The organism is Candidatus Aquicultor secundus, from assembly GCF_002791875.1.
GTDB classification, from domain to species: Bacteria; Actinomycetota; Aquicultoria; order Aquicultorales; family Aquicultoraceae; genus Aquicultor_A; species Aquicultor_A secundus.
In genome coordinates this window covers 1-25,321 of sequence record NZ_PFNG01000202.1, presented here as the reverse complement: position 1 = coordinate 25,321, position 25,321 = coordinate 1, and the positions used below count along the sequence as shown (strand labels likewise).

The following is a 25,321-nucleotide window of genomic DNA, read 5'->3' as shown; positions in this document are numbered from 1 at the left end:
CGCTTGTTCCGGTGGATTATTTGGGAATACCCCGGTTACCGGCACAGGGGTGGATGAGTTTATCGGCGTCGACCTTTATATCCCCGGATGCCCGCCGAGCCCGCGGGCAATCTTACGCAGCATCCTGGCTTTGCGAAGCGGCACTATCTAAGCTACCGTTCACGCTCGGCGGTCGCTCCGGTTATCCTGATGGTTGTTCCCTTACGTAAGGCCTGCTGCAATATTTTCGTTTCATGCTCATAATGGTGGTATGGATGAGATTGCCGGTTTTTTGGGACATATCCGAAGAAAACAAGAGTACGGCGGGCAGATCGTGCACGAGCGCGTGTTGCCGACAAAGGCGGCCTCGTTTGCGACCCCTGAAGGCGGCCTGCCCGATGGCGTAAAAGAGCGGCTTTCTCGCATCGGGATCGACGAACTTTACATCCACCAGGCTAAGGCGCTTGACCTGGTGCGCGACGGCAAGAATGTTCTTGTTGTAAGCGGCACGGCAAGCGGGAAAAGTATGTGCTATAACCTTCCGGTTCTTGAGGAGATGCTCGGGAACAAAAAAACGCACGCCCTCTATTTGTTCCCCACGAAAGCCCTGGCTCAGGATCAGTTGCGCGCTATCAAAGAGCTTGATTTTCCCGGGATGGTCGATACCTACGATGGGGATACCCCGCGCGAGGAGCGCGCAGCCATCCGCAGAAACGCATCGCTTATCTTGAGCAACCCGGATATGCTTCACTACAGCATCCTGCCGTTTCACAAGCAATGGGCAAGCTTTTTACTCAACCTGAAATATATAATCGTCGATGAGATCCACGTTCTGCGTGGCGTTTTTGGCTCTAACGTGGCCCAGGCGATCAGGCGCTTAAGGCGCCTGTGCCACCACTACGGCAGCCACCCCCAATTCATCATGGCCTCGGCGACGATCGCCAATCCCCAGGAGCTTGCCGAGCGCCTGACCGGCCTTGATGTCGATGTCGTTACCGAGGACGGTGCGCCGCTGGGTCAGAAGACGTGGGTCTTCTGGAACCCTCCTTTCATCGACGAGACCTCGGGGAAGAGAAAAAGCATCACCTGGGAGACGACGTGGCTTCTGGGCGAGCTTTCAAAAGAGCACTTTAGAACGATTGCCTTTAGCAAGTCGCGCAAACTTGCCGAGCTGGTGCTAAATTACGAGCGCCGCTACCTGGACGACCGCCCCGATATCGCCGAACGAATCGCATCGTATCGCGCAGGATACTTGCCGGGGCAGCGCCGCCTTATCGAGGAGCGCCTTTTTTCGGGCGAGCTTTTGGGGGTTTCGACCACCAACGCGCTCGAACTCGGCATCGATGTCGGGGCGCTGGATGCCTGCATCATGAACGGTTTTCCCGGGACGATTTCCTCGACCTGGCAGCAGGCGGGGCGCGCCGGCAGGACGATCGGCGAGTCGCTGGCGGTGCTGGTGGCGGGCAGCGACCCGCTCGACCAGTACTATATCGATCACCCCGAGTATTTCTTCGGGCGCAACTTTGAAGAGGCCATCATCGATCTGGATAACCAGAAAATCTTGGGACGGCATCTTCGCTGTGCGGCGTATGAAATCCCGCTTGTCCCGGCCGACCGCACCTATTTCGGAGAGGGATTTGAGGCGGCGGTGCATGCGCTTCTGGCATCCGGTGAGCTCAAAGAGCGAAAGGGGCGCTGGTTCCTGGGCGCACCCGGTTTTCCTGCGCAGGATATCAGCATCCGCTCGGCATCACAGGCGACATATGCCATTGTCGAGGAATCTACCGGAACGTTGTTAGGTACGACCGAGGCGACACGGGCGTTTTTTGAGATCTATCCCGGAGCGATCTACCTGCACCAGGGCGAGCCGTATGTGGTGCGCCTGCTCGACACAAACGAGCATGTCGCCCTCGTCGGGCGGGGGAGCGACGAGTACTACACGGAGCCCCGCGAAGAGACCGACGTTCGGGTTATCGCCGAGGCCGAGACGCGCAGGCTCGGCGCGACCGAGCTGAGCTTCGGCCAGGTTGAAGTCACCAACTATATCACCGCATACCAGAGAAAATCCCCGGACGGCAAGGTCATCGGGATGGAAGAACTCGATCTGCCCCCGGTGCGTTTTGAAACCGAGGCGCTCTGGTTTACCGTCTCCGATGAGATCATCGATACACTCGGGCTCGATGGGCTTGCGCTCGCGGGTGGAATCCACGCCACCGAGCACGCGGCCATCGCCATGCTGCCCATGTTTGCGATGTGCGACCGCTGGGATATCGGCGGCGTCTCAACCCCCTACCACCCCCACACCGGACAGGCCACCATCTTCATCTACGACGGCTTCGAGGGCGGCATCGGTATCGCCCAGCGCGGCTTTTGGATTGCCGAAGAGCACTTGAAGACCGCGCTCGAAGTTATCCAAAACTGCCCCTGCCGGGACGGCTGTCCATCGTGCATCCAATCCCCCAAATGCGGCAACTGGAACGAGCCGTTGAATAAAAAAGCGGCGGTTGGGATATTAAAGCAAATTTTAAAGGGGACAAAACATATTCCCGCATCTAGTGCGAATGAATAGGCAAGTTATCATGCGCGTGCTCGTCAAAGCGGTGAAATTCTTCCCCGGAGGCACCTATCGGGTCAATGTGTATCGTGGCGTGTGATAGGTAGCTTAGATGATGCAGAAGCTGGTGCTGCGCCTCAACGGCGATTTCATGCGCCTTTTCAACGGAAAGGTTAGGATCGACCGCAATATTTACCTCAGCTCTCAGGCGGTGCCCCAGCCAACGCACTCGAACCTCAGTAATATCCTTTACACCGGCCACATGATTTGCAGCGTGCCTGATCTCATCGACCACTTCAGGATCGACCCCATCGAGAAGCCGTGAGAACACCGCCTTAGCCGAATCCCACACAATGCGGGCAATAGCAACCGTAATTAAGAGCCCGATAATGGGATCGGCAAGCGGATAGCCGAGGAGCACGCCGATTGCACCGAAGAGAACAGCTAAGCTTGTCAATCCGTCAACACGTGCATGGTAGCCGTCGGCGATAAGGGCGGCGCTGCCGATCTCTTTGCCAACCCTGATGCGAAAGAGAGCAACCACCTCATTTCCGAGAAATCCGACAAGAGAGGCGATAACGATTGCCCACACATGGCTTACCGTTTGCGGATGAAGGAGTCTGTTGGTGGATTCATACCCGGCAACAATGGCGCTCACTAAAATAATAAAAACGATGGTAACTCCTGCCAAATCCTCAACCCGTCCATAGCCGTAGGTGTAGCGCTTTGTCGGCTTTAATCTCTCAAGCGCAAAGGCAATCCAAAGCGGTATTGCGGTAGCCGCATCACCAAAATTGTGAATCGTGTCAGCCAGAAGGGCAACGCTTCCAGAAAACAACACAACGATGATCTGGAATATGGCAGTGATGGATAACCCGACAAACGACCACTTTATCGCCCAGATGCCCCTAGCGGTAGTGTAGATAGTAGGATCGACTGCGCCGTGAGTATGCCCGTGAGCGCCGTGGGCATACTCACGGCCGTGCGAGTGGTTTTTATTGAACATAAGTTACCTCGTCGGTTATCGTGATGATTCTATTCTACCTCATCATTTTCTGCAACTGAAGGTTGGTAAGTGCTAACATATGATCCACAGACTGGTCAACACGTAGGTGATGTTTGGATCGATTCGAAGAATGGTGAGATTATTGGCGGAAATCAGGTTAGGTAATTTGCGACGTAAACAGCGAAAGGTGATCACTTTCTCTGTTATTGCTTTGCTTCTATTAATAATGGCCGGTTGCCAGAAAAATACTTCGAGAGTGAGACATGATTCTACTATTAAGAGATCTGAGCAACCGACCGCAACATTCAAGCTTGCACATAAACTTTACAATGTTATGGCGAGTGCGGATAGTGTTGGGTTTTATAATGCTGAATTGAGCAAGCCCAAATTACTTACAGTTGTAATGCGAAGCGATAAAAGATTTGAGGAACTAAACAAGGATTTTCTCTTAGCAAAAGATTACCCAGATGGGCCAAATAGGTGTATTCCGACTTTGTTGCTTAAATGGGAAAAAGATGGAAATCCAATATACTTTTCTCGCTTCGTCCCCTCGCAGTAGCGTTTGTGGGAATGTGGTAAAGTTCCTACGGGGGCATCTTGCGTATTCCGGCGATTTCGGCCACTTTCGGAGCAAAGCGACGCTGGCAACTTCAATGATTTACAAGTGGACGCAATCAAGTCAAGTTTTCGGTATTTTTTCGCATGGATCCCCCTCTCATATCAATCTTGTAGGCGTTGTGCACCAGCCGATCCAGAATAGCATCTGCGATAGTTGGACTGCCGACTACATCATGCCACTTATTAACCGGCATCTTAAGATACGACTATCGTTGAGCGCATCTTGTACCGATCTTCTACGACCTCCAAGATGCCTCTTCTTTCCGGCTCTGAAAGAGCGTTTATGCCCCAGTCGTCTATGGCTAGAACTGAAGTTTTGGCCAGCTTGTTTAAAAGCTTTACGTAAGATCCATCGGCCCTTGCAATCTTTAACTCGGACAAAAGCCTAGGGGCACGGTAGTAGAATTGTAGTTGCTCCTTGCACATATCAAGAATATTTGATATGGTAATGGTATGGTTGATAATGTAAGAATTGCCAAGGCGTTAAGCGACCCTATTCGCTACCAAATTATGATGATGCTGGTTCACGGCGAGGCCAAATGCTGTAAGGTGACCAGTGAAGATGGTGAGCGTGTAGGCCTGTGTAACTGTGAAATAATGACGGAATTAGGCCTTATTCAGTCGCGGGTTTCTTATCATATGAAAGAACTGGTTGATGCTGGTTTGGTGATCGAGGAACCCAGGGGCAAGTGGAAGCATTACTTTATTAACACCGAAACAGTACGAGCTTTTATGGAACAGCTAAATCAAGACCTTGGCGAGAGTTAAAATTTTTGGGCAAATATATCAAAATATTTTGATAGGAAGATTACTAGGAGGGTTAATATGAGCGAGGACATTAGAGAGGTGGTTCGGCAAAAGTACGCCCGGGCTATTACACAAAAGACGAGCTGTTGCGGTGCCGGTTCAACCGGTTGTTGTGGCGGGTCGCCAGACCAGACGACTGATATCATCACCAAAGATTTGTATCGGATAGAGGAGATAGCCGGGTTGCCTGAGGATGCGGTAGCCGCCTCATTGGGGTGTGGTAATCCAACAGCGCTGGCCGAATTATTTTCCGGGGAAGTGGTGCTGGATCTGGGCAGCGGTGCCGGACTGGATGTTTTGCTGTCGGCAAAGAGGGTTGGCCCTACCGGCAAAGCCTACGGCCTGGATATGACCGATGAGATGTTGGCCGAAGCCAAGGCAAATCAGGCCCGGGCGGGCATTAACAATGTGGAGTTTTTAAAAGGTCATATCGAGGATATTCCGCTACCCGATAATGCGGTGGATGTAATCATCTCCAACTGTGTTATCAACCTCTCGCCTGATAAGGACCGGGTTTTAAAGGAGGCTTATCGGGTACTGAAACCCGGCGGCCGTCTGGCAGTTTCCGATATCGTCTTAACCAGACCCTTGCCCGAGAAAGTCCAACAGGACTTAAATGCCTGGGCCGGCTGCATAGCCGGGGCGCTCTTGGATCAGGAGTATCGAGACAAGCTGGCGACAGTCGGTTTTGTTAACATTAGCGTTGAGACTACACGGGAATATGACCTTACCGACTCGCAAGCGAATGGTTTCTCCCTGGATTTATCCGAGGCCGAACTCTTACAAATTAATGGATCGATAATCAGCGCATTTATCCGTGCAAAAAAAGCCGATCGATAGCTGTTATTTGCCTCTCTTGAAGTGCGATAAAGGATTTCTTTAACCCATCATCGTTATTAATGAGAGAATTTAACTCGCGATAGAAGAACCGGTAATCCCACTTGTGGACGAGAGATATGAATTGGCCATAAATTGGCCAAGCATCATAATGCATGCGCACCTATTATTAAGCCTTGTTTTCTGTGCTAACTGGAGGATTTGATGCAAACCTACATCTCGGTAATCGGCCTTGGAGCTGAAAATGAAGAACTTAACGATGTCGCTTACGAAGTCGGGCGCCTTGTGGCCGAGCGTGGTGCGATTGTCGTCTGCGGCGGGCTTGGCGGGGTGATGAATGCGGTCGCCCAGGGAGCGAAAGAGGCGGGCGGGACAACTGTTGGCATCCTGCCGGGGCCGGATCGGCGCGGGGCATCGGAGTACCTGGACATCGCCATACCGACAGATATGGCCCATGCACGAAATGCGCTGGTGGTGCGCTCGGGTGATGCGGTGATCGCAATCGGCGCGGGCTACGGGACGCTCTCGGAGATCGGCCTTGCCTTAAAGATGGGCAAACCGGTCGTCGGGCTGAAATCATGGACGCTCTATCGCGAAGGCAAGCAAGATACCGGCATCATTGCCGCTGAGACTGCTGATAAAGCAGTGGAATTGGCTTTCAAGGCGATAAAAGCCTAGAAGCTGTCAGCTTTCAGCTTTCAGCTAAACCATCATCAATAGTAAGCTTTATCTAAGCTTAGACACTCTTACTTCTAATAATACTTACTGCTCTCTAGATTCTTCACTTCGTTCAGAATGACATCTAGCGCTCGTAGGGGCCGAGCTTGTCTCGGCCCTCCTCGACATAGCACACCCGTCTAGGTGGAGACAAACTCCGCCTCTACATTGATAATTTCATTAGTTACTGCACTACTATTTTTAGCTTCATGCTGCCTACCAGAACCCACTTTCTAGACCCCTACTAATTCGACATTCGCAATTCGTAATTCTTCTGGATACGCGCTGGCACAAGTATTGACGCTCCTGACGGGGTAACTTAACATAGTAAGGGTCTGTCTGCACAGTAATCTTATGCAGTGATTACACAGCGATAAGCGTAATACGCCAGACGAAATTTTTAATAGCCTTAGCGGGGGCAAGGCGTTAAAGGGGGATGATATTGTAATGGGAATGTTGGACAAAAGTTGTAAGGATTTTCTGGATGTACTGGCATCCAAAGAGGCCGTGCCGGGCGGCGGCGGCGCGGCGGCGGCCGGCGGCGCTATCGGTATGGCGCTCTCGAATATGGTCGGCAATCTGACCGTAGGTAAAAAGAAATATGCGGAGGTAGAGGACGAGGTCAAAGACTTGCTCGACAAGGGCTACAAAGTAATGGCCGAACTCGAGACGCTGGTCGATCGCGATGCCGAGGTCTTTGAGCCCCTTTCTAAAGCATACGGAATGCCGAAGGAAACTGAAGAGCAGCAGCAGGCAAAGGCCGATGCGCTTGAGAAATATTCCAAAGAGGCCTGTTCGGTGCCGATGGAGATCATGCGTAAATCCTACGAGGGTATTCAAATCCACAACCGCATGGGCCAGATCGGAAGCATGCTTGCCATCTCGGATGTGGGCTGCGGCGTCGTGTTCTTGAAATCCGCGTTGATCAGCGGTATGTTAAACGTCGTCATCAACCTTAACACGATTAAGGACCAGGACTTTGTAAGTTCGACACGCAACGAGATGAACCGGCTCTTAAGCGACGGCTCCAAGCTGGCCGACGAGACCCTGCAGTTGGTCCTCGACAAATTAACCAAATAAGCAAAAATAAGCTTAAGTAATTAAGCTTAAGTAATAGCACGTAAGGGGGAGATTGAATTGGCGGAAAGACTGGCGGGAAAAGCCGTTGCCGACGCCATAAAGGAAGACCTGAGCAAGAAGATCGAAGAGCTCAAAAGCAAGGGTATCACGCCCAAACTCGGTATCTTGCGCGTGGGAGCGCGCCCGGACGACCTCTTTTATGAGGGCGGCGCCAAGAAGACCTGCGAGGCCGTCGGTATGCAGTACGAGGTATTTAAGTACCCGGAAGACATCGACCAGGCGAACTTTGAAAAAGCGGTTATCGAGGTCGGCGCGAACCGGAGCATTAACGGCATTTTGATGTTCGCCCCGCTTCCGAAGCATTTGGATGAGCGCAAAATCCGCTCGCTTATCCCTGTTGAAAAAGATGTCGATTCCATGAATCTCGATAGTGCGGCCAAGGTTTTTGCCGACGACCCGACCGGTTTTGCACCGTGTACGCCGGCCGCTTGCATGGAAATTTTGAAGTTTTACGATATCCCGCTTAAAGGGAAAAGGGCCGTTGTGCTCGGCCGTTCGCTTGTTGTCGGCAAGCCGGTTGCCATGTTGCTCCTGCGCGAGCACGCCACGGTTACCATCTGCCACTCCAGAACCGAGAACCTGCCCGAGGTATGCCGGGAAGCTGAAATCCTGGTTACCGCCGTCGGGAAGGCCAAGATGGTCAAGGGTAATTTTGTGAAGGCCGGGCAGACGGTTATCGATGTCGGCATCAACGAAGACCCGGACAACCCCGGTAAGTTTGTCGGCGATGTCGATTACGAGCAGGTCGAGCCGATCGTTGAGAAAATCACACCGGTTCCGGGCGGCGTAGGCTCGGTTACCACCGCGGTTCTTTGCAAACACACCGTTATGGCCTGTGAAATGCAGAACAACCTGGTGATGGTATAGTACTTTTTGCTATTATTTTAGCGATTGCAGCAGATTTTAGCTCGTCCGCAGGTCATCCCCTGTAATTAATGGTTTAGGAATGGGTAAAATCTAGTAGTCGCAAGCTTTCATGCCTGGTCAGAGGCTTGTCGGTTATTTCAACTTGTATCGAAATAACCTTGTTGAAAGGGGCGGTTAGTGATACGATTTCTTAGTAGATGAGAGGGTTCTTGAAGAGTTGAGGGGGGGCTTGTATGAGAACCAGTATCGATTTACATAATTATTTGCAATCTCTTGAGGTTCCACATGAGATCAGCCTGGTGGAGATGCCTGCACGAACGGCGGCGATGGCGGCCGCCTCACTTGGGCTCGACCAGTCTGAAATCGGTAAGACGTTGATTGTCGAAGCCGATGGAAACCCGCTGGTGGTCATGATACCCGGTAGCCGGCGCCTGGATGTGCGCAAGCTCAAGGCCATCACCGGCGCAAGCAGGATCAAGCTCGTTGAGCCGCAGGATGCGGTAAGCCTCACCGGCTATATCTTGGGCAGTATCCCGCCCCTTGCACATGCCAACGAAATGCCGGTTTACATTGATTTACGACTTCTTTCCATCCCCATTATCTATACCTGCGGTGGGCAGACAAATGCCGTGTTAAAGATCAAACCCACAGACCTCATATCCGCCGGAAACGCTCAAATCGTCGACATTGCAGACGACGGCCGGGTATAATCTTTTCTTGTGACTGAGTAGCTCATATATTATTATAAAATTGTCCCTGACGATTTTATAGAGCAATAGAGCTTGTATGGCTCATGGAATATAGATAAGCGCAGGTATGCGCTAAGCGATGACATTGCGATCTATTGTTCTAGCGTTCCATTGCTCCACGGTTTTGCTTAGCTGGCCAATATGTGGCATGAGGCATACACAACGGCCTGGCAAATTGAAAATAGCTTATTACTCTACTATTCGCACCAGCCGATTCATAGTCCTTTCCTACCACCTTATGGCGTTGTTTGCGAAGCAAGGTTTATTGGATTTTAACAATGAGCATATTATCCGTACCTGAGGGACTCTGCAAAGAATGCTATGCCTGCATACGTGCGTGTCCCGTTAAAGCGATAAAAATGGCCGACAGCCAGATAGAAATTTTAGACGAGCGCTGCATCTACTGCGGGCGCTGTGTTGCGGCTTGCTCCAAGGGGTCTATTGAGCTTGGACCAGATATTGAAAAGGCCTTTGCGCTGCTTTCCTCAAGTAGAAGAACCATAGCGGTTCTTGCCCCCGAGTATCTTGCATCGTTTTATCCCATGACACAGGAGCAGCTGGCCTTCTTAATCGAGTGGGCCGGGTTTTACGGATACGAGGACACCGTGCTTGCCGATGAGATGGTCGCACGGCAGTATCTTCGCTACTTCTCTATCGAACGGGACTTTCCGGTACTACGCTCGACTTGCCCGGCGGTAACCACCTGGGTTGAGAAGTATTACTCCGCTTTGACCGGCTATTTGGCGCCGATCGCCTCGCCGATGGTTACGCAGGCCAATCTTATCAAACACATTTACGGGCCCGATGTGGCCGTGGTCTACGCGACACCATGTATTGCGGCTAAGTATGAAGCCAAAAACAGTAATTCAGCCGATGCGGTTCTTACCTTTAAGGAATTCAAGCAGCTCTTGAGGATACGTTTTGCAGGATCGGAGAATGAGCTTCGCCTGGAAGAGAGCCCAAAACCCGAGGTGAGGCGACGTTACTCGGTTTCCGGGGGTTTCCCGCGCCCGACGATCGCCCAGTATAATATGCTTGATCCCAACCTTATGGTCGTGCGGGGTGTCCGCAACCTGGATAGCCTGGCAAGCGCACTTCTTTCCGGGGATATCAAGGCCAAGTTTATCGACATGTTGGCCTGCCAGGGATGTATCGACGGCCCTGGTATCGACACCAACTTAGGGATCCATGTGCGCAAGCACGTCATCGAGCAGTCGTACCAGAATCGTCTGGTGAAAGCATCCGAGCAACTTACCTTCGACCAGGTCGAGCCGTACTTACCCAAGATCGACACCTTTAAGGCGTTCTCGAACAAACAAGTCGACCTTCCCATGCCGAGCGAGCAGGCCATCCAGGAGATTCTCGCCGAGGGCGAGAAGTTCACGGTAGAAGACGAGCTTAACTGCGGCGCTTGCGGGTATCGGACCTGCCGCGAGCAGGCGGTCGCCATCTACCAGGGAATCGCCGATTGGAACATGTGCTTCCCATTCCAGCGGAAAGTCTACAACCGAATAATATCCCAGCTCAAAGAGACCGCCGTGACCGATGGATTGACCGGGCTTTATAACCATAAGAGTTTCCTGGAACGGCTCTCGGTCGAGTTCAATCGTGCAGAACGCTATGGCTCGGAGCTTTCGCTCATCATGATCGACGTAGATAAGTTTAAGGATATCAATGACACCTACGGGCACGTAACCGGTGACTCGGTGCTTAAGACCATCGCCGGCATGCTCAAAGCCAACCTGCGCCAATCCGACCTTGCCGCGCGCTACGGCGGGGATGAGTTTGCGCTTATCCTCCCCGAAACCAGTGTTGAGAAGGCATACAAGGTTGGGGAGAAGCTGCGCCACAGGGTCGAGACGAACCCCATCCTGCTGAACCCCGACCTTAATATCTCCACTACCTTAAGCATCGGGGTAAGTTCATACGTATCCTCGATGTCCGAACCTTTGGGCTTATTAAGAAAAGCGGATGAGGCGCTTTACCTAGCAAAAGAAGCAGGCCGCAACAAGACCGTGGCCATCGCGGACGTTCCCGCCGAGTAAATCCGTTAAAATGAGCATATCCAAGGACTAAAGTTTTAGCTATAATCTATCTTAATTGAGCGCAACAACAGGTAAAATTTTCCTGTTAGTATTACTAATACGGGTGGGAGCACGTGTTTGATCTGAGGAAATGGGATGAAAACTACGTCAATAATTTCTACTACATCCTAGGCAGCATCGTCTTTGGAAGTCTGCTTGCCCTTGCGGTCATTTACTTGAACACAGATCTCTTCGGGATGCGCGTCAGCTTGTTTTTCTTCTTGCTTTTGGCGGTACCTTCAATCGCGATGGTCTTTGCGGCGCTCACCATTTTTCGGCTGGCGAGCCAGGCCGAGCATAGCAAGGCCAAGCAATCCTGCCAGATACTTGAGATTACGCGACGGACACTGCCGTATTTAAGGAAAGGCCTGAACGCCAAGTCGGCTTCGGAAGTTATCAATATCATCCACAGGCAGACCGATGCGGTTGCGGTCTCGATTACGGACCGCACGACGATCCTCGGGTTCAGGGGTGTCGGCGAAGACCATCACCTGGTTGGAAAGCCCATTCTCACGCGCGCCACAAAGGACTCGATCGAGACCGACACGACGCGCGTCCTCGGTTCAAAGGCCGAGATCGGTTGCCCGATGGTCAACTGTAAGCTTAAAGCAGCGGTTGTCGTTCCTCTCGAGAAGACGGGGAAAGCTGTGGGCTCACTTAAGTTTTATTACGACAATCCTAAAAAGCTTACCGAGAGTAGAATAGCGGTGGCAGAAGGATTGGGCCAGCTGTTGAGTACACAGATTGAACTCTCAGAGCTTGAGCGCCAAAGAGAACTTACCTATCACGCGGAGCTGCGGGCGCTGCAAGCGCAGATCAACCCGCACTTTCTTTTTAATACGCTGAACACGATAACGGCGTTTATCCGCACCGACCCGCGGAAGGCGCGTAAACTCCTCGTGCAGTTTTCCGATTTTTTTCGCAAATCGCTTGAGTGGAAGGACGTCTTTATTACACTTGCCCAGGAGCTTGACTACATTGCAAACTATCTGGTGCTTGAGAAGGCGCGCTTCGGCGATCGCCTTGATATCAGCTTCGATATCGACAACGACGCCCAGGAGTGCATCCTCCCGGCGCTCACGATACAGCCGCTTGTCGAGAACGCGGTAAAACACGGGTTCTGTGAGGAGCGCGAACTTGAGATTAGTATCATCGCGCGGCTTGCCGATAATAATATGCAGATAACGGTTGCCGACAACGGCCGTGGAATTTCTGAAGAAGACCTAGACCAAGTCATAAAATTTGGTTATGGTAAGGGTAGTGGGATAGGACTGAGCAACGTAAATGAGCGACTTCGCAGCATATATGGTGAGGACTACCAAGTTAAGATCGAAAGCACGCTGGGTGTGGGCACCCGGGCGCTTTTAAATATCCCGATTTCCAGGAGTAAAGAGAATGAGACAGCTTAAAACCCTGATTGTTGATGATGAGGCACCGGCGCGTTCTGAGCTAAGGTACTTGCTTGAGAGGATTCCAAACGTGCAAATAATCGGCGAGGCAACCAACTCGACGGAGGCGCTTGAGCTTATCAAGGCGCTTAACTATGACCTCATCCTCATCGATATCCAGATGCCGGGCCTGAGCGGACTCGACGTGGTCACGGCGATAAAAGAGCTGCCCAATGTGCCGGCAGTCGTTTTTGTTACCGCCTATGGTGAGTACGCGGTCAAAGCGTTTGAGCTGGATGCTGTCGATTATCTGATGAAGCCGATCGACGAGGAGCGCCTTACGCATACCATCGACAAGGTCGACAAAAGGCTCTCGGGCGTGCAGCCTGCTGCGGTGGTCAAACAGGACGTCCGGCAAGAAAAATCTGTTATAGATATCGAGAGAATTCCGGTTGAGAGCAAGGGAAAGACGCTGCTTCTGCCCATGCGCGATATCGTCTATATCTCCAGCCGCAACGACATCGTTTTCGTGCATACGGCGGATAACACTTTTATTACCCGCTTTACGTTAAAGACCCTTGAGGAGCGCCTGGCCAGCAAGTCGTTTTTACGGGTGCACCGGGGCTATATCGTGAACCTGCGCCATGTCATCGAGATCGTTCCGATGTATGGGCGAAGCTACGTCCTTAAGGTTCGGTGCAACCAGCAAAACGAGATCCCAGTTAGCCGCCGTCGCGGCCAGCAGCTCAAAGCGATGCTCGGTATGTAGTGCAAGACCTCCCACAACAGCAACGGTGTACCATTACGTGTACCGTTTAACCCAGAATTAACACGTTCACGGTTAAAATGCTACCTTCACGGGCTCAAAATTGCTGTCAATCCCTTTGAGGCATATAATTAAGTATTTATACAGTGTTTTCTTGACGAGGATGTTTGGTATTCAATCTACCTTCCGACCGAGAGGCTAGGGGGTTTTAGTTTGAGCGGGGCACAATCACGCAAACAACAAGGAGGTTCTATGGGAACGACAGAGAAGGTCTACAATCCGAGGTCGATGGATCCAACCAAGAATAAGGATTGGCAGATTGCCGCAGAAGCAATGAAGTATCTACCTACTCCTGAGGAATGGATCGATAAGCTTGGCATACTTAAGGAAGAAATGATTCCTTTTGGTAAGACCCCCAAGCTCGACTTTCTGAAAATAATGGACCGTTTAAAAGACAAACCGGACGGCAAGTACATCGAGGTAACAGCTATTACGCCAACCCCTCTGGGTGAAGGCAAGACCACAGTTTCCATGGGCCTTATTCAAGGTCTTGGCGTAAAAGGCATTAATGTAGGTGGCGCATTACGCCAGCCATCAGGCGGACCGACCATGAACGTCAAGGGTACGGCTGCCGGTGGCGGAAACGCGCTTCTTATCCCTATGACAGAGTTCTCATTGGGCCTTACCGGTGATATCAACGACATCATGAACGCGCACAACCTCGCCATGGTTGCCCTTACCTCGCGCTACCAGCATGAGTGTAACTACACCGATGAAGAGCTTACCAGGCGTGGCCTCAGGCGCCTTGATATCGACCCGAAAAACGTTGAGATGGGTTGGGTCATCGATTTCTGCGCCCAGTCGCTCCGTAACATCATGATCGGCCTTGGCGGCAAGAAAGACGGCTACCCGATGGCGTCCCGTTTCGGTATCGCCGTTGGTTCCGAGTTGATGGCGATTCTCGCTGTTTCCAAGGATCTCGCCGATCTCAGGGATCGCCTTGGCAAGGTCACCGTTGCCTACGACCGCACCGGCAAGCCGATTACAACATCCGACCTGGATGTGGCCGGCGCCATGACCGCCTGGATGCGCAATACGATTAACCCGACCCTGTGCTACTCGGTAGAGGGCCAGCCGGTTCTAGTCCACGCAGGTCCGTTCGCTAACATCGCTATCGGTCAGAACTCGATCATTGCCGACCGCTTGGTTCTAAAACTTTGCGATTACGCCGTGACCGAGTCCGGCTTCGCCGCCGACATCGGTTTCGAAAAATTCTGGAATGTCAAATGCAGACTCTCCGGTAATGTACCGAACGTATCGGTTATCGTTGCCACCATCAGGGCTATGAAGATGCACGGTGGCGGCCCGACCGTTGCTCCCGGACGCCCGCTTTCAGAAGAATACACAAAAGAGAACCTCGGCCTTGTCGAGAAGGGCTTTGAGAATCTGCGCCACATGGTGAATATTGTCAAAAAATCCGGTATCGTCCCGGTTGTTGCTATCAATGCGTTCTACACCGATACCAAGGCCGAGCATGACCTCGTCCGCAAGCTTTGCGCCGAGATTGGCGTTCGCGTTGCGGTTTCCGAGCACTGGATGTACGGTGGCGAGGGCGCTGCCGAGCTGGCCGATACCGTTATGGATGCCGCCAACGAGCCGTCCAACTACAAGCCGCTCTATCCATTAGAGATGCCTCTGCGCCAGCGCGTAGAGATGGTCGCCAAGGAAGTTTACGGCGCGGACGGCGTACAGTGGTCGCCGGTTGCCGAGGCCAAAGCAAAGAGGTTCGAGTCCGATCCGGCGTTTGCCGACTTCCAAACCATGATGGTTAAGACTCACTTGAGCCTCACGCACGACCCGACGATGAAGGGTGTGCCGAAGGGCTGGCAGCTGCCGATCCGCGACGTTCTGGTCTACAGCGGTGCCAAGTTCCTCTGCCCGATGGCGGGAGAAATCAGCTTGATGCCGGGTACGGCATCCGATCCGGCTTACAGAAGAGTCGACGTCGATGTAAACACCGGCGAAGTAAGCGGATTGTTCTAGATTGTTCTAAAGAGACTTAAAACTTTGAAAATATCTAAATTGTAAGGAAAGTCGGGATGGTTTAAGAATGCCAAAGATTCGCTTTTACCCCGACAATAGGGAAGTAGAAGTAGAAAAAGGAGAAAACCTGCTCCGGGCAGCTATGCTGGCCGGTGTTCACGTTAACGCCTCTTGCGGCGGAAGCGGCACGTGTGGCAAGTGCCGGGTTGTAGTAGAAGAAGGGGACGTAGAAAAACAACCAACGGCAAAGCTTTCCGATGACGCGATTGCAAAAGGCTATACGTTAGCATGTACAACAAAGGTGCTGGGCGACGCGGAGGTGCGCATACCGGTCGAGTCCCAAATGGGCGATGGTAGGGCGGCCCTTGAGCGCGAACACCGTTCGGTTACTCACGGGTCTGTTCTTACGAGCAAAGACTTAAGCGAGCTGTTTGGCGAGTTCGAACTCGAGCCGGCAACCCGCAGGCTCTACGTCGAAATGACGGCCCCAAATCTGGAAGACAACCTGAGCGACCTCGAGCGCCTGAAAAGAGAACTCACGCGCGTTCACGGGATCGTTGATTTTGCTGTTGACCTGGATTGCCTCAAAGAAATGGCAGTCAAACTGCGCGAGGCCGATTGGAAAGTAACCGCAACCCTTGTAGAAGGCAGGGACGGCGAGTGCCCGCGTCTTATTCGCCTTGATTCCGGCGATCACTCCGCTACTCATTACGGCCTGGCGGTCGATATCGGTACGACTTCGGTCTATGCCGAAATTATCGATCTGAATACCAGAGAATCCCTGGGTCGGGTTTCTGATTATAATTCACAGGTAAGCTGCGGCGAGGATATCATCTCCCGCATCGTCTATTCGTTGAAAAAAGACGGCCTGACGAGGCTTCAGGGTCTTGTTACCGACACGATAAACGGACTTATAAAAAGGCTTCTTGAGAAGACCGGCGTGAGCAAAGACGATATCGTCAACATGGTTGCGGCCGGCAACACGACAATGGTTCACCTTTTCTACGGGATCAACCCGCGATACATCCGCGAGGAGCCCTATATCCCAACAGTTAACTTTGCCCCAACGGTAGAAGCATCCAACCTTGGCATCGATATCGCCAAGGGCGCCCGCGTTTACTGCATCCCGGGTCGCGCCAGCTACGTCGGCGGCGACATCACCTCGGGTCTGTTGGCTTCGGGCGTATACAAAACCGATAAAGTAACGCTTTATATAGACGTCGGCACCAACGGTGAGATGGCCCTTGGAAACTCCGAGTGGCTGCTCTCCTGTGCGTGCTCGGCCGGACCGGCCTTTGAGGGCGGCTCGGTCAAGTACGGCATGCGTGCGGTAAAAGGTGCGATCGAGACGGTCCGCATTAACCCGGTCACCTATGAGCCCATGATATTGACCATCGGTCAGACCAAAGCTAAGGGCGTCTGCGGCTCGGGGCTTATCGACGCGTTGGCCGAGCTGTTCCTGACAGGAATCATTAATGAGAAGGGCAAGTTTAATATCGAGACCGGTCATCCGCGCATCCGCGAGAACAACGGCCAAGGGGAATACGTCTTGGTCTGGGCGGAGGATTCGGCGGTCAAGGAAGACATCGTCATCACCGAGGCCGACATCGACAACCTTATTCGCACCAAGGGAGCGATTTACGCCGGCATCACGACCCTTCTCGATTCGATGGGTATGCCGGTTGAGGCGATCGAGCAGGTGCTCATCGCCGGTGGCTTTGGCCGTTACCTCGAACTCGACCAGGCCATCACTATCGGCCTGTTGCCGGAGTTTCCCGAGGAAATCGTTAAATACGTGGGCAACGGCTCGCTCATGGGGGCGCACCTTGTCCTCTTATCCCAAACCGCCCGCGAGTCGGCAAAGGATATCGCCAAGAAAATGACGTACCTTGAACTCAGCACCAATCCGAGCTTTATGGATAACTACGTCTCGGCGCTCTTCCTGCCGCACACTAATAGAGATGCATTCCCCGGCGTGATGGAACGGGTCAAGGAGCGAAGCGGAGTTTAGCAGGCGATTAGGCGCTGATTTGTTGAATCTTATTAGTAAGTCTTATAAGATAAGCGCGTAATCTCGAGATGGAATTACAAACAGCACGACTGTTTAGTGATTAAGCTATAAATCAGGCCAGCTAAATGGCCATTGGAAGGTGTTAGTTTTGAGTTTTACAATAGCCGTCGCCGGTAAGGGCGGCACAGGAAAGACCACAATCTCAAGCCTGATTGTCGGGCACCTGTTGAGGAAGGGTAAGACCCCGGTGTTTGCCGTTGACGCCGATGCAAATGTTAACCTTAACGAGCAACTTGGCGTTAAGGTCGACTCGACGATAGGCGGGATGCGCGAGGAGCTTAAGAAGAAAATCGGCGCCAACGAGGTCCCGGCCGGCATGTCAAAAGATATGTACATGGAGTACCTGTTGCAGGATACGCTGGTTGAGAGCAGCGGATTCGACTTGCTGGTCATGGGTCGCCCGGAAGGGCCGGGGTGCTACTGCGCCGCCAACAACATGCTCAAGCGCTATATCGATATCCTGGCAAAGAATTATCCGTATGTGGTCATCGATAACGAAGCCGGAATGGAGCATTTGAGCCGCCGCACGACACAGAAGATCGATCTTCTTCTGCTCGTCTCCGAGCCGAACCCGATCGGTATTATGACGGCGGCCAGGATTAAGGATTTAGCCAAAGAGATGGAAGTCTCGGTTAAAGAGACGGGTCTTATAATAAACAGGGTCAACGGGCAAGCCCCCGAAAGCCTGATAGAAGAAGCGAAAAACTACGGCCTGGAGGTGCTGGGAACGATACCTGCGGACGACATGCTTATCGACTATGTCATAAAGCACACCCCGCTTGTTGAACTCCCTGAAGATTCTCCTGTAGTCCGGGCGTTAGATACTATACTTGGTAAGTTTGGCATCTAGAGATATCTAGAGAGATATAGAGAGAAAAAGTTCATTAGTAAGAGTCCGTCAAAAGCAAACGTTTCAAAGAAAGGGGAAAATAAATGGCTTTTCAAGCACCGACTGAATCCTACAATGGAAAGATTAGAGAGATTAAGTTGGGCTCGGCAGCGCAGGTTGCCGTAGGCGGCGAGAACACGTTGCCGTTTTATACGTTTGAAGGATCCGTACCGAATGGGCCGAAGATCGCGATGGAGGTATTCGATACCGAGCCGCTGGGCTGGGCTGATGAATTGAAAAGCGTTCTCGGCGACGTCTGGGGCGATCCTGTGGCATGGGCTAAGAAGTGCGAGAGCGAGTTCGGCGCAGACATAATCTGTCTGCAGCTTGCCGGCACCGACCCAAACGGCGCTAACAGAAGCGTTGGCGATGCGGTGGCAACCGTCAAGGCGGTTCTCGATGCTGTCAGTATTCCGGTTATCGTTTACGGCTCCGGCAACGTCGATAAGGACTCGGAAGTTCTTAAGGCGGTTGCCGAGGCCACACAGGGCAAAAACGTCGTCCTCGGTCCTGCCGTTGAGGATAACTATAAATCAATCGCCGCCGCGGCGATGGGTTTTGGCGCTAAGGTTGCCGGCGAGACGCCAATCGACGTCAATATGGCAAAGCAGCTCAACATCTTGATGAGCAACCTTGGCATAGCGGTTGATAACCTGCTTATCGACCCGTCAACCGGTGCTCTTGGCTACGGTCTTGAGTATTGCTTCTCGGTCAATGAGAGGATTAAGTTGGCCGCTCTCACGCAGAACGACAACATGCTTCAGTCGCCGACCATTTCCAACCTCGGCAAAGAGGTATGGAAGGCAAAAGAGGCTAAAATCAGCCAGGAAGAGGCTCCGCAGTGGGGCGACCAGAGAAAGAGGGGCATCATCTGGGAGACGCTTACCGCGGTCTCGGTTATGTTGGCCGGCGCCGACCTGCTTATCATGAGGCACCCGGAGTCGGTTAAACTCATCAAGCAGACAATTGCTGAGTTCGGTATCTAATTCGTGCATATCTAATTAGTACGCATCTATTCGTGTAAGAAGACAGTGGACCAACTTCTGGAGGGGTCCACCTAGAGAATAAGCAGTAAGAAGGAGAGAATATGTCCGACAAAATCAGAAGCGTTGATCCGGCAACAATCGAAATGCTGGAGAAAGTCGGCGACATGTCTACCATGTTTAGCCGAGCTGAAGAGATGAAGCCGTGTACCTTCGGCTCCGAGGGCAGCTGCTGCCGTGTATGCGGTATGGGCCCGTGCCGTCTTGGCGGGAAGAGCAAAGAGGGCAGAGAGAAAACCGGTGTGTGCGGTGCTACGATTCACACTGTTGCCGCCCGTAACCTTGCTCGCGCCGTTGCGGCGGGTGCATCCGCACACTCGGATCACGGTCGCTCGGTAGCGATGACGTTCCTCGCCGCAGCAAAGGGTGAGGCGCCTGGTTATGGCATCAAAGACGAAGCAAAACTCATGACGGTCGCCGGGTATTTCGGTGTTCAGACCGAAGGCAAAACCGTTCAGGAGATCGCCGTCGCCGTTGGTGAGGCCGCTCTCGGCCAATACGGCAAACAAGAGGGCACGCCCATGGCGTATGTACATCGCGCAACCGAGAAGCGCCAGCAAATCTGGGAAGATCTCGAAGTGTATCCGCGCGGGTTTGACCGCGAGGTCGTACAGCTCATGCACCAGACCCACGCCGGCGTCGACCAGGATGCCGAGCACATTCTTATGTCATCGGTTCGCTGCGCGATGGCCGATGGTTGGGGCGGTTCAATGATGGCGACCGACCTTCAAGATATTATGTTTGGCACACCGAAGCCGCTTCGCTCCGAAGCCAACCTCGGTATTCTAAAACAAAAAGACGTTAACATCATCCTCCACGGTCACGAGCCGCTTCTATCTGAGAAGATCGTTGATATAGCGACCGACCCGGAGATGATCGAGTACGCAAAGAGCAAAGGCGCCGAGGGCATCACACTCGGCGGTATCTGCTGTACCGGTAACGAAGTTTTGATGCGCCGTGGCGTTGGCCCGGCCGGTAACGTTCTCCAGCAGGAGCTAGCCATCGCAACCGGTGTTGTCGATGCCATGATCGTTGACGTGCAGTGCGTTTTCCAGGGCATCGTTGAGGCGTCCAAGAAATATCACACCAAGGTTATCACCACCAACGAGCGCGCCAAGATCACCGGTGCCGAGCACATCCAGTTCGAAGAGCACAATGCTATAGAGACCGCCAAGACAATCGTCAAAGCGGCTATCGATAACTTTGCAAACCGCAAGGGCGAGGTCTTTATCCCCGATCACAAAAAGCCGATGATCGCCGGCTACAGCCACGAGTATATCAAGTACATGCTCGGTGGAAAGTTCCGCGCCTCCTTCCGTCCGCTCAATGATGCTATCATCAGCGGCCGTATTCAGGGTGCAGTCGCCATCGTTGGCTGCAACAACCCGCGTACAACGCACGACGACTCGCACAGGTTCCTCGTTGAGGAACTCATCAAGCGCGATATTCTCGTTGTTATGACCGGTTGCGCCGCACAAGGCGCCGCGAAAGCGGGTTACATGACACCGGAGACGATGGAGATGGCCGGCCCGGGCCTCAAGGAAATCTGCGAGACCATCGGTATCGCGCCGGTTCTACACCTCGGCTCCTGCGTTGACAACAGCCGCGTGCTTACCGTGCTTACCGAAGTCGTCCGGGAGGGCGGGCTCGGCGAGGACATCAGCGACCTGCCGGCAGTCGGTATCGCTCCCGAGTGGTACTCGGAGAAGGCGCTTACCATTGCGCTCTACTGCGTTGCCAGCGGTGCGGATGTTATCTTTGGCGGCGTCCAGGCTCCGTATCGCGGAAGCAGTGAAATGATGAGACTTACGACCGAGGGCTTTAAAGAGAAGTTCGGCGCGACATTTGAGTTCTTACCGACAAAAGAAGAAATTCTCGAAGCCACGCTTAACAAGATTCAAGCGAAGAGAAAAGCTCTAGGTATCGATACACAGAAGGAAAGAGTCCTCTTCGATATGGATATGAGGAGGGAACTAAATGTCTAAGATTATTGCTACTTTAGCAATTAGGGGCGCACACGAGACCGTCAACCTGGCGGAGCAAAAAATCAAAGAGGCCGTTGATGCAAAAGGCCCGAATGAAGCGGTTGCGTTTCCAAACACCGGATACTTCCTCCCGGTTATCTATGGTCTAACCGGCGAGAAAATCGAGAAGGTCTCCGATATGGAGCGCGTTCTCAAAATAGCTAAGGACCTCCTTCCGGAGGAGCCGAGCCAAGACCTGTGGCTGCCGTATCTTGGTAACACCCTTGATGCCGGTATTGCCACCCTCTTTGGCGCCGAGATGATTATGGCGCTTCGCTATATCGGCATAGGTGAGCCACCGGTTAACGATCTTTATCTAGGTGCGGCCGATGACGTTATCATGCGTGCCCGCGGCGTTGAGTTTGTAGATGGCTCGGCCCCCGGCTTTGCCGCGGTCGTAGGTGCGGCTCCAACTACCGAGCAAGCGGTAGCTCTTGCTCGCGAACTCCAGCAGAAGAGCCTCTACGCCTTCATGGCCGGCTCAACCAATGGCATATGCATGGCCGATCAGCTTGCCGAGGCCGGCGTAGAGCTGGGTTGGGATACCCGTCTCGTACCGTTTGACCCGCATGTATACGGACAGATATATTCGATTGGGTTTGCCACGAGGGCGGCTATGTCGTTCGGCGGTGTTCAGCCGGGTGATTACGAAAGAATCCTTCGCTATAACAAGAACCGCGTCTTCGCCTTCGTTGTTGCGCTTGGCGAGGTCGATCCCATAAAGTACGCTGCGGCAGCCGGCGCTATCAACTACGGCTTCCCGACAATCGCAGACACCGATATCCCGCAGATCCTGCCGACCGGTGTTTGCACTTACGAGCACGTTGTATCCAACGTGCCGGTTGAGAACATCATCCAGAAATCAATCGAGGTTCGCGGTCTTAAAATTAAGATCGACAAGATACCGATTCCTGTTGCCTACGGCGCGGCCTTTGAGGGCGAGCGTATCCGTAAAGACGACCTATTCGCCGAGTTTGGCGGAAGCAAGAGCGAGGCATTCGAACTCTTGCGCATGAGAGATATGGATGAGGTCGAAGACAACAAGATAGAGCTTGTCGGTATCGACCTCAAAGACATGCAGGAGAAGAAGGCATATCCACTGGCCATTCTTGTCGATGTTGCCGGACGCAAGATGCAGAAAGACTTCGAGCCGATTCTCGAGCGCCAGATCCATCACCTGATCAACGGGGCTGAGGGCGTCATGCACGTCTCACAGCGCGATGTCGTGTGGATGCGCGTGGGCAAGAAAGCCGTTGATAAAGGTTTCAAACTAACGGATATCGGTAAGATACTGCATACCAAGATCATGAACGAGTTCCCGGCTATCGTCGACAAGGTTCAGGTGACCTTGATCACCGATAATGATAAAGTCCATGAACTCATCGAGGTAGCCCGCAAGGAATATCATGAGCGTGACGAGCGCGTCGGCGGCCTTACCGATGATAACGTCGACACGTTCTATAGCTGTACGCTGTGCCAGTCGTTTGCTCCGACGCATGTCTGTATTATCACCCCGCAGCGTTTGGGCCTGTGCGGCGCGTACAACTGGCTCGATGGCAAGGCCTCGTATGAGATCAACCCGACCGGCCCCAACCAGCCGATTCTCAAGGGCGAGACGCTGGATGCAGAGAACGGCGAGTGGAGCGGTATCAACGAGTTCCTCTCGGGGGCTTCAAACGGCGCGGTCCCGAGGCTGTACGCCTACTCAATGATGCAGAACCCGATGACCTCCTGCGGTTGCTTCGAGGCTATCGTTGCCCACCTGCCGCTTATGGATGAGGAGACCGGTATGATCTACAGCGGTTTCATGATCGTTAACCGCGATTACGCCGGCGGCACCCCGTTTGGTATGGGCTTTTCCACCATGGCGGGTCTGGTCGGCGGCGGTATGCAGAACCCGGGTATGGCCGGTATAGGTAAGTACTTCCTCGGCAGCCCGAAGTTCCTCTCGGCAGACGGCGGCTTTGCCCGCGTAGTCTGGATGCCGTCCGAGCTTAAAGAGCAGCTCCGCGGTATTCTTGAGGCGCAGGCCGAGCGCTCAGGCGATCCGGACTTACTCGATAAGATCGCCGATGAGACCAACGCGATGACCATGGACGAAGTATTGGCGTTCATTAAGCCGAAGAACCATCCGGTTCTCAGTATGGATATGCTCGGCTAATTAATTGATTGACTAACAACTCTTTTGGAGGTGAGTGAATGTGGCTTTAACCGGCATGGATATTTTTAAACAATTGCCGAAAACAAACTGCGGCCAGTGCGGTATTCCGACCTGCCTGGCGTTCGCAATGAAGCTTGCAGCGGGCGGTGCTTCACTTGAGCAGTGCCCGAGCGTTAGCGAAGAGGCGAAGGCCCTACTTTCCGAGGCTTCGGCTCCTCCGATGAGGGGCGTCACCATTGGCGAGGGTGATTATGCTCTTAAGATCGGTGAGGAACTCGTTATGTACAGGCATGAGAAAACATTCTTCAACCCCCCGGGTTACGCGCTCCTCATCGAGGATACCGACGACCCGGCTGCGGTTGATTCCAAGCTTCAATCACTAAAGGATACGGTATACGAGCGCGTAGGCCAGACCTTAAGGGCTAACCTCGTTGCGGTAAAGAACACGTCCGGCGATGCCGGAAAGTTCGCCGATATGGTTAAAAAAGTCGCTTCGGCTATCGAGTATCCGCTCGTTCTTATGGCAGAGCCTGCGGCTATCGAAGCCGCTTTTGTGTCCGCAGATATTAAGAAGCCGCTCCTTTACGCAGCTACCGCTGCGAACGTTGATGCCATGGCCGAAATCGCCAAGAAATATGGCGCGCCATTGGCGGTAAAACCGGCCTCGCTCGACGAGCTTGGCGACCTGACCACAAAGCTTGACGGCATGGGTCTGAAGGATCTGGTTATCGATATGGGTACCCGTACCCTTAAGGAGACCTTCCAGAACCTTATCTTTACCCGCCGCGCGGCCTTGAAGAAGAAAATGCGCCCGTTTGGGTACCCGACCATTACATTCCCGGCCGAGGAGACCGCGGATGACATGATGGAGACCGTCCATGCGGCTGTCTACACCATCAAATACGGCGGCGTTATGGTCTTAAAAGACCTCAGCCCGGAGAAGGCATACGCCCTCTTTGTCCTGCGCCAGAACGTCTACACCGACCCGCAGAGGCCGATGCAGGTCGATCAGGGTTTCTATCCGATCAATGGCGCAAACGAGGAATCGCCGATTCTTATTACGACCAACTTCTCGCTTACGTACTTCATCGTTTCAAGCGAGATCGAGGGCAGCAAGATGCCGGTATGGCTCGGAATCGTCGATACCGACGGTCTCTCGACCCTTACCGCATGGGCGGCAGGCAAGTTTGTCCCGGAGAGAATCGCCGCCTTTATCACTAAGAGCGACATTCTCGACAAGGTTAAACACAAAACAGTCGTTATCCCGGGCTATGTCGCGCAGATCAGCGGCGAATTAGAGGAAGAGCTTCAGGGCTGGAAGATCGTTGTCGGCCCGCGTGAGGCCGCCGATATTCCATCGTTCCTTAAGAGCTTCCAGCCTGTAATGGCGTAAGAAGCAGGGAACAGCGATTAGCGATTAGCGAATGAAGCTAATCGCTAATCGCTAATTTTGATAGTAGTGCGTAGAAGAAAGGTTGCTACTATGAAGGATGATTATTCTCACAGTGAGTCTCACAGTGAGTCTCACAGTAAGACTTTTAATACATGGGTAACGAGTGGGCCCATCAAGCCGCCTTG

The 25,321-nt window shown here is 53.0% G+C and carries 23 protein-coding genes; 19 read left to right on the top strand and 4 right to left on the bottom strand.

Going from position 1 to position 25,321, the window contains the following annotated elements; genetic code table 11:
- Together COY37_RS11940 and COY37_RS08420 are read left to right on the top strand one after the other, a co-directional pair.
- A partial coding sequence (locus COY37_RS11940; protein WP_502693040.1) for an NADH-quinone oxidoreductase subunit B family protein occupies positions 1 to 151 on the top strand: 151 nt, incomplete at its 5' end.
- A gap of 99 nt (positions 152 to 250) precedes the next feature.
- A complete protein-coding gene (locus COY37_RS08420) occupies positions 251 to 2,548 on the top strand; it encodes a DEAD/DEAH box helicase (RefSeq protein WP_286678084.1) in 2,298 nt (765 codons plus the stop codon).
- Here COY37_RS08420 and COY37_RS08415 read toward each other — a convergent pair.
- On the bottom strand, positions 2,532 to 3,539 hold the full coding sequence (locus tag COY37_RS08415) for a cation diffusion facilitator family transporter (RefSeq protein ID WP_286678083.1): 1,008 nt from the start codon (positions 3,537 to 3,539) through the stop codon (positions 2,532 to 2,534). The two genes, COY37_RS08420 and COY37_RS08415, sit on opposite strands and share 17 nt — an antisense overlap.
- A gap of 142 nt (positions 3,540 to 3,681) precedes the next feature.
- Between COY37_RS08415 and COY37_RS08410 the strand changes: the two genes are divergently transcribed.
- Positions 3,682 to 4,098, top strand: coding sequence for a hypothetical protein (locus COY37_RS08410; RefSeq protein WP_286678082.1), 417 nt, complete (start codon positions 3,682 to 3,684; stop codon positions 4,096 to 4,098).
- Between the two features lie 115 nt (positions 4,099 to 4,213).
- Here the strand turns inward: COY37_RS08410 and COY37_RS11935 are convergent, their stop codons facing one another.
- Positions 4,214 to 4,351, bottom strand: a complete 138-nt coding sequence (locus COY37_RS11935) for an ATP-binding protein (RefSeq protein WP_353682429.1) — start codon at positions 4,349 to 4,351, stop codon at positions 4,214 to 4,216.
- A gap of 1 nt (position 4,352) precedes the next feature.
- The gene (locus tag COY37_RS11930) at positions 4,353 to 4,583 is read right to left on the bottom strand and encodes an ATP-binding protein (protein ID WP_286678081.1); all 231 of its coding nucleotides are present in this window, start codon (positions 4,581 to 4,583) and stop codon (positions 4,353 to 4,355) included.
- A 27-nt stretch (positions 4,584 to 4,610) separates the two neighbouring features.
- Here COY37_RS11930 and COY37_RS08405 point away from each other — a divergent pair, with 27 nt between their 5' ends.
- Both COY37_RS08405 and COY37_RS08400 read left to right on the top strand, forming a co-directional pair.
- Positions 4,611 to 4,925: an ArsR/SmtB family transcription factor gene (locus tag COY37_RS08405; RefSeq protein WP_286678080.1), complete on the top strand. Its 315-nt coding sequence runs from the start codon at positions 4,611 to 4,613 to the stop codon at positions 4,923 to 4,925.
- Between the two features lie 57 nt (positions 4,926 to 4,982).
- The gene (locus COY37_RS08400; RefSeq protein WP_286678079.1) at positions 4,983 to 5,804 is read left to right on the top strand and encodes an arsenite methyltransferase; all 822 of its coding nucleotides are present in this window, start codon (positions 4,983 to 4,985) and stop codon (positions 5,802 to 5,804) included.
- Here the strand turns inward: COY37_RS08400 and COY37_RS11925 are convergent.
- Complete coding sequence (locus COY37_RS11925) at positions 5,776 to 5,958, bottom strand: TetR/AcrR family transcriptional regulator (protein WP_353682427.1); 183 nt, start codon at positions 5,956 to 5,958, stop codon at positions 5,776 to 5,778. The genes COY37_RS08400 and COY37_RS11925 overlap by 29 nt on opposite strands.
- A gap of 47 nt (positions 5,959 to 6,005) precedes the next feature.
- On the opposite strand from COY37_RS11925, the gene COY37_RS08395 reads away from it, so the two are divergent.
- From COY37_RS08395 to acsC, 14 genes are all read left to right on the top strand, one after another.
- Positions 6,006 to 6,479: a TIGR00725 family protein gene (locus COY37_RS08395; protein ID WP_286678078.1), complete on the top strand. Its 474-nt coding sequence runs from the start codon at positions 6,006 to 6,008 to the stop codon at positions 6,477 to 6,479.
- A gap of 486 nt (positions 6,480 to 6,965) precedes the next feature.
- A complete protein-coding gene (locus COY37_RS08390; RefSeq protein WP_286678077.1) occupies positions 6,966 to 7,598 on the top strand; it encodes a cyclodeaminase/cyclohydrolase family protein in 633 nt (210 codons plus the stop codon).
- Between the two features lie 57 nt (positions 7,599 to 7,655).
- Complete coding sequence (locus tag COY37_RS08385; protein WP_286678076.1) at positions 7,656 to 8,525, top strand: bifunctional 5,10-methylenetetrahydrofolate dehydrogenase/5,10-methenyltetrahydrofolate cyclohydrolase; 870 nt, start codon at positions 7,656 to 7,658, stop codon at positions 8,523 to 8,525.
- Between the two features lie 233 nt (positions 8,526 to 8,758).
- Entirely contained in the window at positions 8,759 to 9,235 is a 477-nt protein-coding gene (locus COY37_RS08380) for an aminoacyl-tRNA deacylase (RefSeq protein WP_286678075.1), read from the top strand.
- A gap of 317 nt (positions 9,236 to 9,552) precedes the next feature.
- Positions 9,553 to 11,319, top strand: coding sequence for a diguanylate cyclase (locus COY37_RS08375; protein WP_286678074.1), 1,767 nt, complete (start codon positions 9,553 to 9,555; stop codon positions 11,317 to 11,319).
- Between the two features lie 113 nt (positions 11,320 to 11,432).
- Positions 11,433 to 12,767: a histidine kinase gene (locus COY37_RS08370; RefSeq protein ID WP_286977204.1), complete on the top strand. Its 1,335-nt coding sequence runs from the start codon at positions 11,433 to 11,435 to the stop codon at positions 12,765 to 12,767.
- Positions 12,754 to 13,515 (top strand): LytR/AlgR family response regulator transcription factor, encoded by a 762-nt coding sequence (locus COY37_RS08365; protein WP_286678072.1) that lies wholly within the window; start codon positions 12,754 to 12,756, stop codon positions 13,513 to 13,515. Before COY37_RS08370 ends, COY37_RS08365 begins: the two co-directional genes overlap by 14 nt.
- 249 nt (positions 13,516 to 13,764) lie before the next feature.
- Entirely contained in the window at positions 13,765 to 15,555 is a 1,791-nt protein-coding gene (locus COY37_RS08360; RefSeq protein ID WP_286678071.1) for a formate--tetrahydrofolate ligase, read from the top strand.
- A 67-nt stretch (positions 15,556 to 15,622) separates the two neighbouring features.
- Positions 15,623 to 17,566 carry an ASKHA domain-containing protein gene (locus COY37_RS08355; protein WP_286678070.1) on the top strand — a complete coding sequence of 648 codons (1,944 nt, stop codon included), beginning with the start codon at positions 15,623 to 15,625 and terminating at the stop codon, positions 17,564 to 17,566.
- A 139-nt stretch (positions 17,567 to 17,705) separates the two neighbouring features.
- Positions 17,706 to 18,476 carry an ATP-binding protein gene (locus tag COY37_RS08350; protein ID WP_353682426.1) on the top strand — a complete coding sequence of 257 codons (771 nt, stop codon included), beginning with the start codon at positions 17,706 to 17,708 and terminating at the stop codon, positions 18,474 to 18,476.
- An 83-nt stretch (positions 18,477 to 18,559) separates the two neighbouring features.
- Positions 18,560 to 19,501, top strand: a complete 942-nt coding sequence (locus tag COY37_RS08345; protein WP_286678068.1) for an acetyl-CoA decarbonylase/synthase complex subunit delta — start codon at positions 18,560 to 18,562, stop codon at positions 19,499 to 19,501.
- Between the two features lie 101 nt (positions 19,502 to 19,602).
- Positions 19,603 to 21,543 (top strand): anaerobic carbon-monoxide dehydrogenase catalytic subunit, encoded by a 1,941-nt coding sequence (gene cooS, locus COY37_RS08340; RefSeq protein ID WP_286678067.1) that lies wholly within the window; start codon positions 19,603 to 19,605, stop codon positions 21,541 to 21,543.
- Positions 21,536 to 23,743: an acetyl-CoA decarbonylase/synthase complex subunit alpha/beta gene (acsB, locus tag COY37_RS08335; RefSeq protein WP_286977202.1), complete on the top strand. Its 2,208-nt coding sequence runs from the start codon at positions 21,536 to 21,538 to the stop codon at positions 23,741 to 23,743. Before cooS ends, acsB begins: the two co-directional genes overlap by 8 nt.
- Before the next feature lie 34 nt (positions 23,744 to 23,777).
- The gene (gene acsC, locus COY37_RS08330; RefSeq protein ID WP_286678065.1) at positions 23,778 to 25,136 is read left to right on the top strand and encodes an acetyl-CoA decarbonylase/synthase complex subunit gamma; all 1,359 of its coding nucleotides are present in this window, start codon (positions 23,778 to 23,780) and stop codon (positions 25,134 to 25,136) included.
- Positions 25,137 to 25,321 lie beyond the last annotated feature (185 nt).

Bases quoted from the DNA above. Each gene is read 5' to 3' on its own strand.
- COY37_RS08420 (WP_286678084.1), top strand. From the start codon at position 251: ATGGATGAGATTGCCGGTTTTTTGGGACATATCCGAAGAAAACAAGAG.
- COY37_RS08415 (WP_286678083.1), bottom strand. From the start codon at position 3,539: ATGTTCAATAAAAACCACTCGCACGGCCGTGAGTATGCCCACGGCGCT.
- COY37_RS11935 (WP_353682429.1), bottom strand. From the start codon at position 4,351: ATGCCGGTTAATAAGTGGCATGATGTAGTCGGCAGTCCAACTATCGCA.
- COY37_RS11930 (WP_286678081.1), bottom strand. From the start codon at position 4,583: ATGTGCAAGGAGCAACTACAATTCTACTACCGTGCCCCTAGGCTTTTG.
- COY37_RS08405 (WP_286678080.1), top strand. From the start codon at position 4,611: ATGGTTGATAATGTAAGAATTGCCAAGGCGTTAAGCGACCCTATTCGC.
- COY37_RS08400 (WP_286678079.1), top strand. From the start codon at position 4,983: ATGAGCGAGGACATTAGAGAGGTGGTTCGGCAAAAGTACGCCCGGGCT.
- COY37_RS11925 (WP_353682427.1), bottom strand. From the start codon at position 5,958: ATGCATTATGATGCTTGGCCAATTTATGGCCAATTCATATCTCTCGTC.
- COY37_RS08395 (WP_286678078.1), top strand. From the start codon at position 6,006: ATGCAAACCTACATCTCGGTAATCGGCCTTGGAGCTGAAAATGAAGAA.
- COY37_RS08390 (WP_286678077.1), top strand. From the start codon at position 6,966: ATGGGAATGTTGGACAAAAGTTGTAAGGATTTTCTGGATGTACTGGCA.
- COY37_RS08380 (WP_286678075.1), top strand. From the start codon at position 8,759: ATGAGAACCAGTATCGATTTACATAATTATTTGCAATCTCTTGAGGTT.
- COY37_RS08375 (WP_286678074.1), top strand. From the start codon at position 9,553: ATGAGCATATTATCCGTACCTGAGGGACTCTGCAAAGAATGCTATGCC.
- COY37_RS08365 (WP_286678072.1), top strand. From the start codon at position 12,754: ATGAGACAGCTTAAAACCCTGATTGTTGATGATGAGGCACCGGCGCGT.
- COY37_RS08360 (WP_286678071.1), top strand. From the start codon at position 13,765: ATGGGAACGACAGAGAAGGTCTACAATCCGAGGTCGATGGATCCAACC.
- COY37_RS08355 (WP_286678070.1), top strand. From the start codon at position 15,623: ATGCCAAAGATTCGCTTTTACCCCGACAATAGGGAAGTAGAAGTAGAA.
- COY37_RS08345 (WP_286678068.1), top strand. From the start codon at position 18,560: ATGGCTTTTCAAGCACCGACTGAATCCTACAATGGAAAGATTAGAGAG.
- cooS (WP_286678067.1), top strand. From the start codon at position 19,603: ATGTCCGACAAAATCAGAAGCGTTGATCCGGCAACAATCGAAATGCTG.
- acsB (WP_286977202.1), top strand. From the start codon at position 21,536: ATGTCTAAGATTATTGCTACTTTAGCAATTAGGGGCGCACACGAGACC.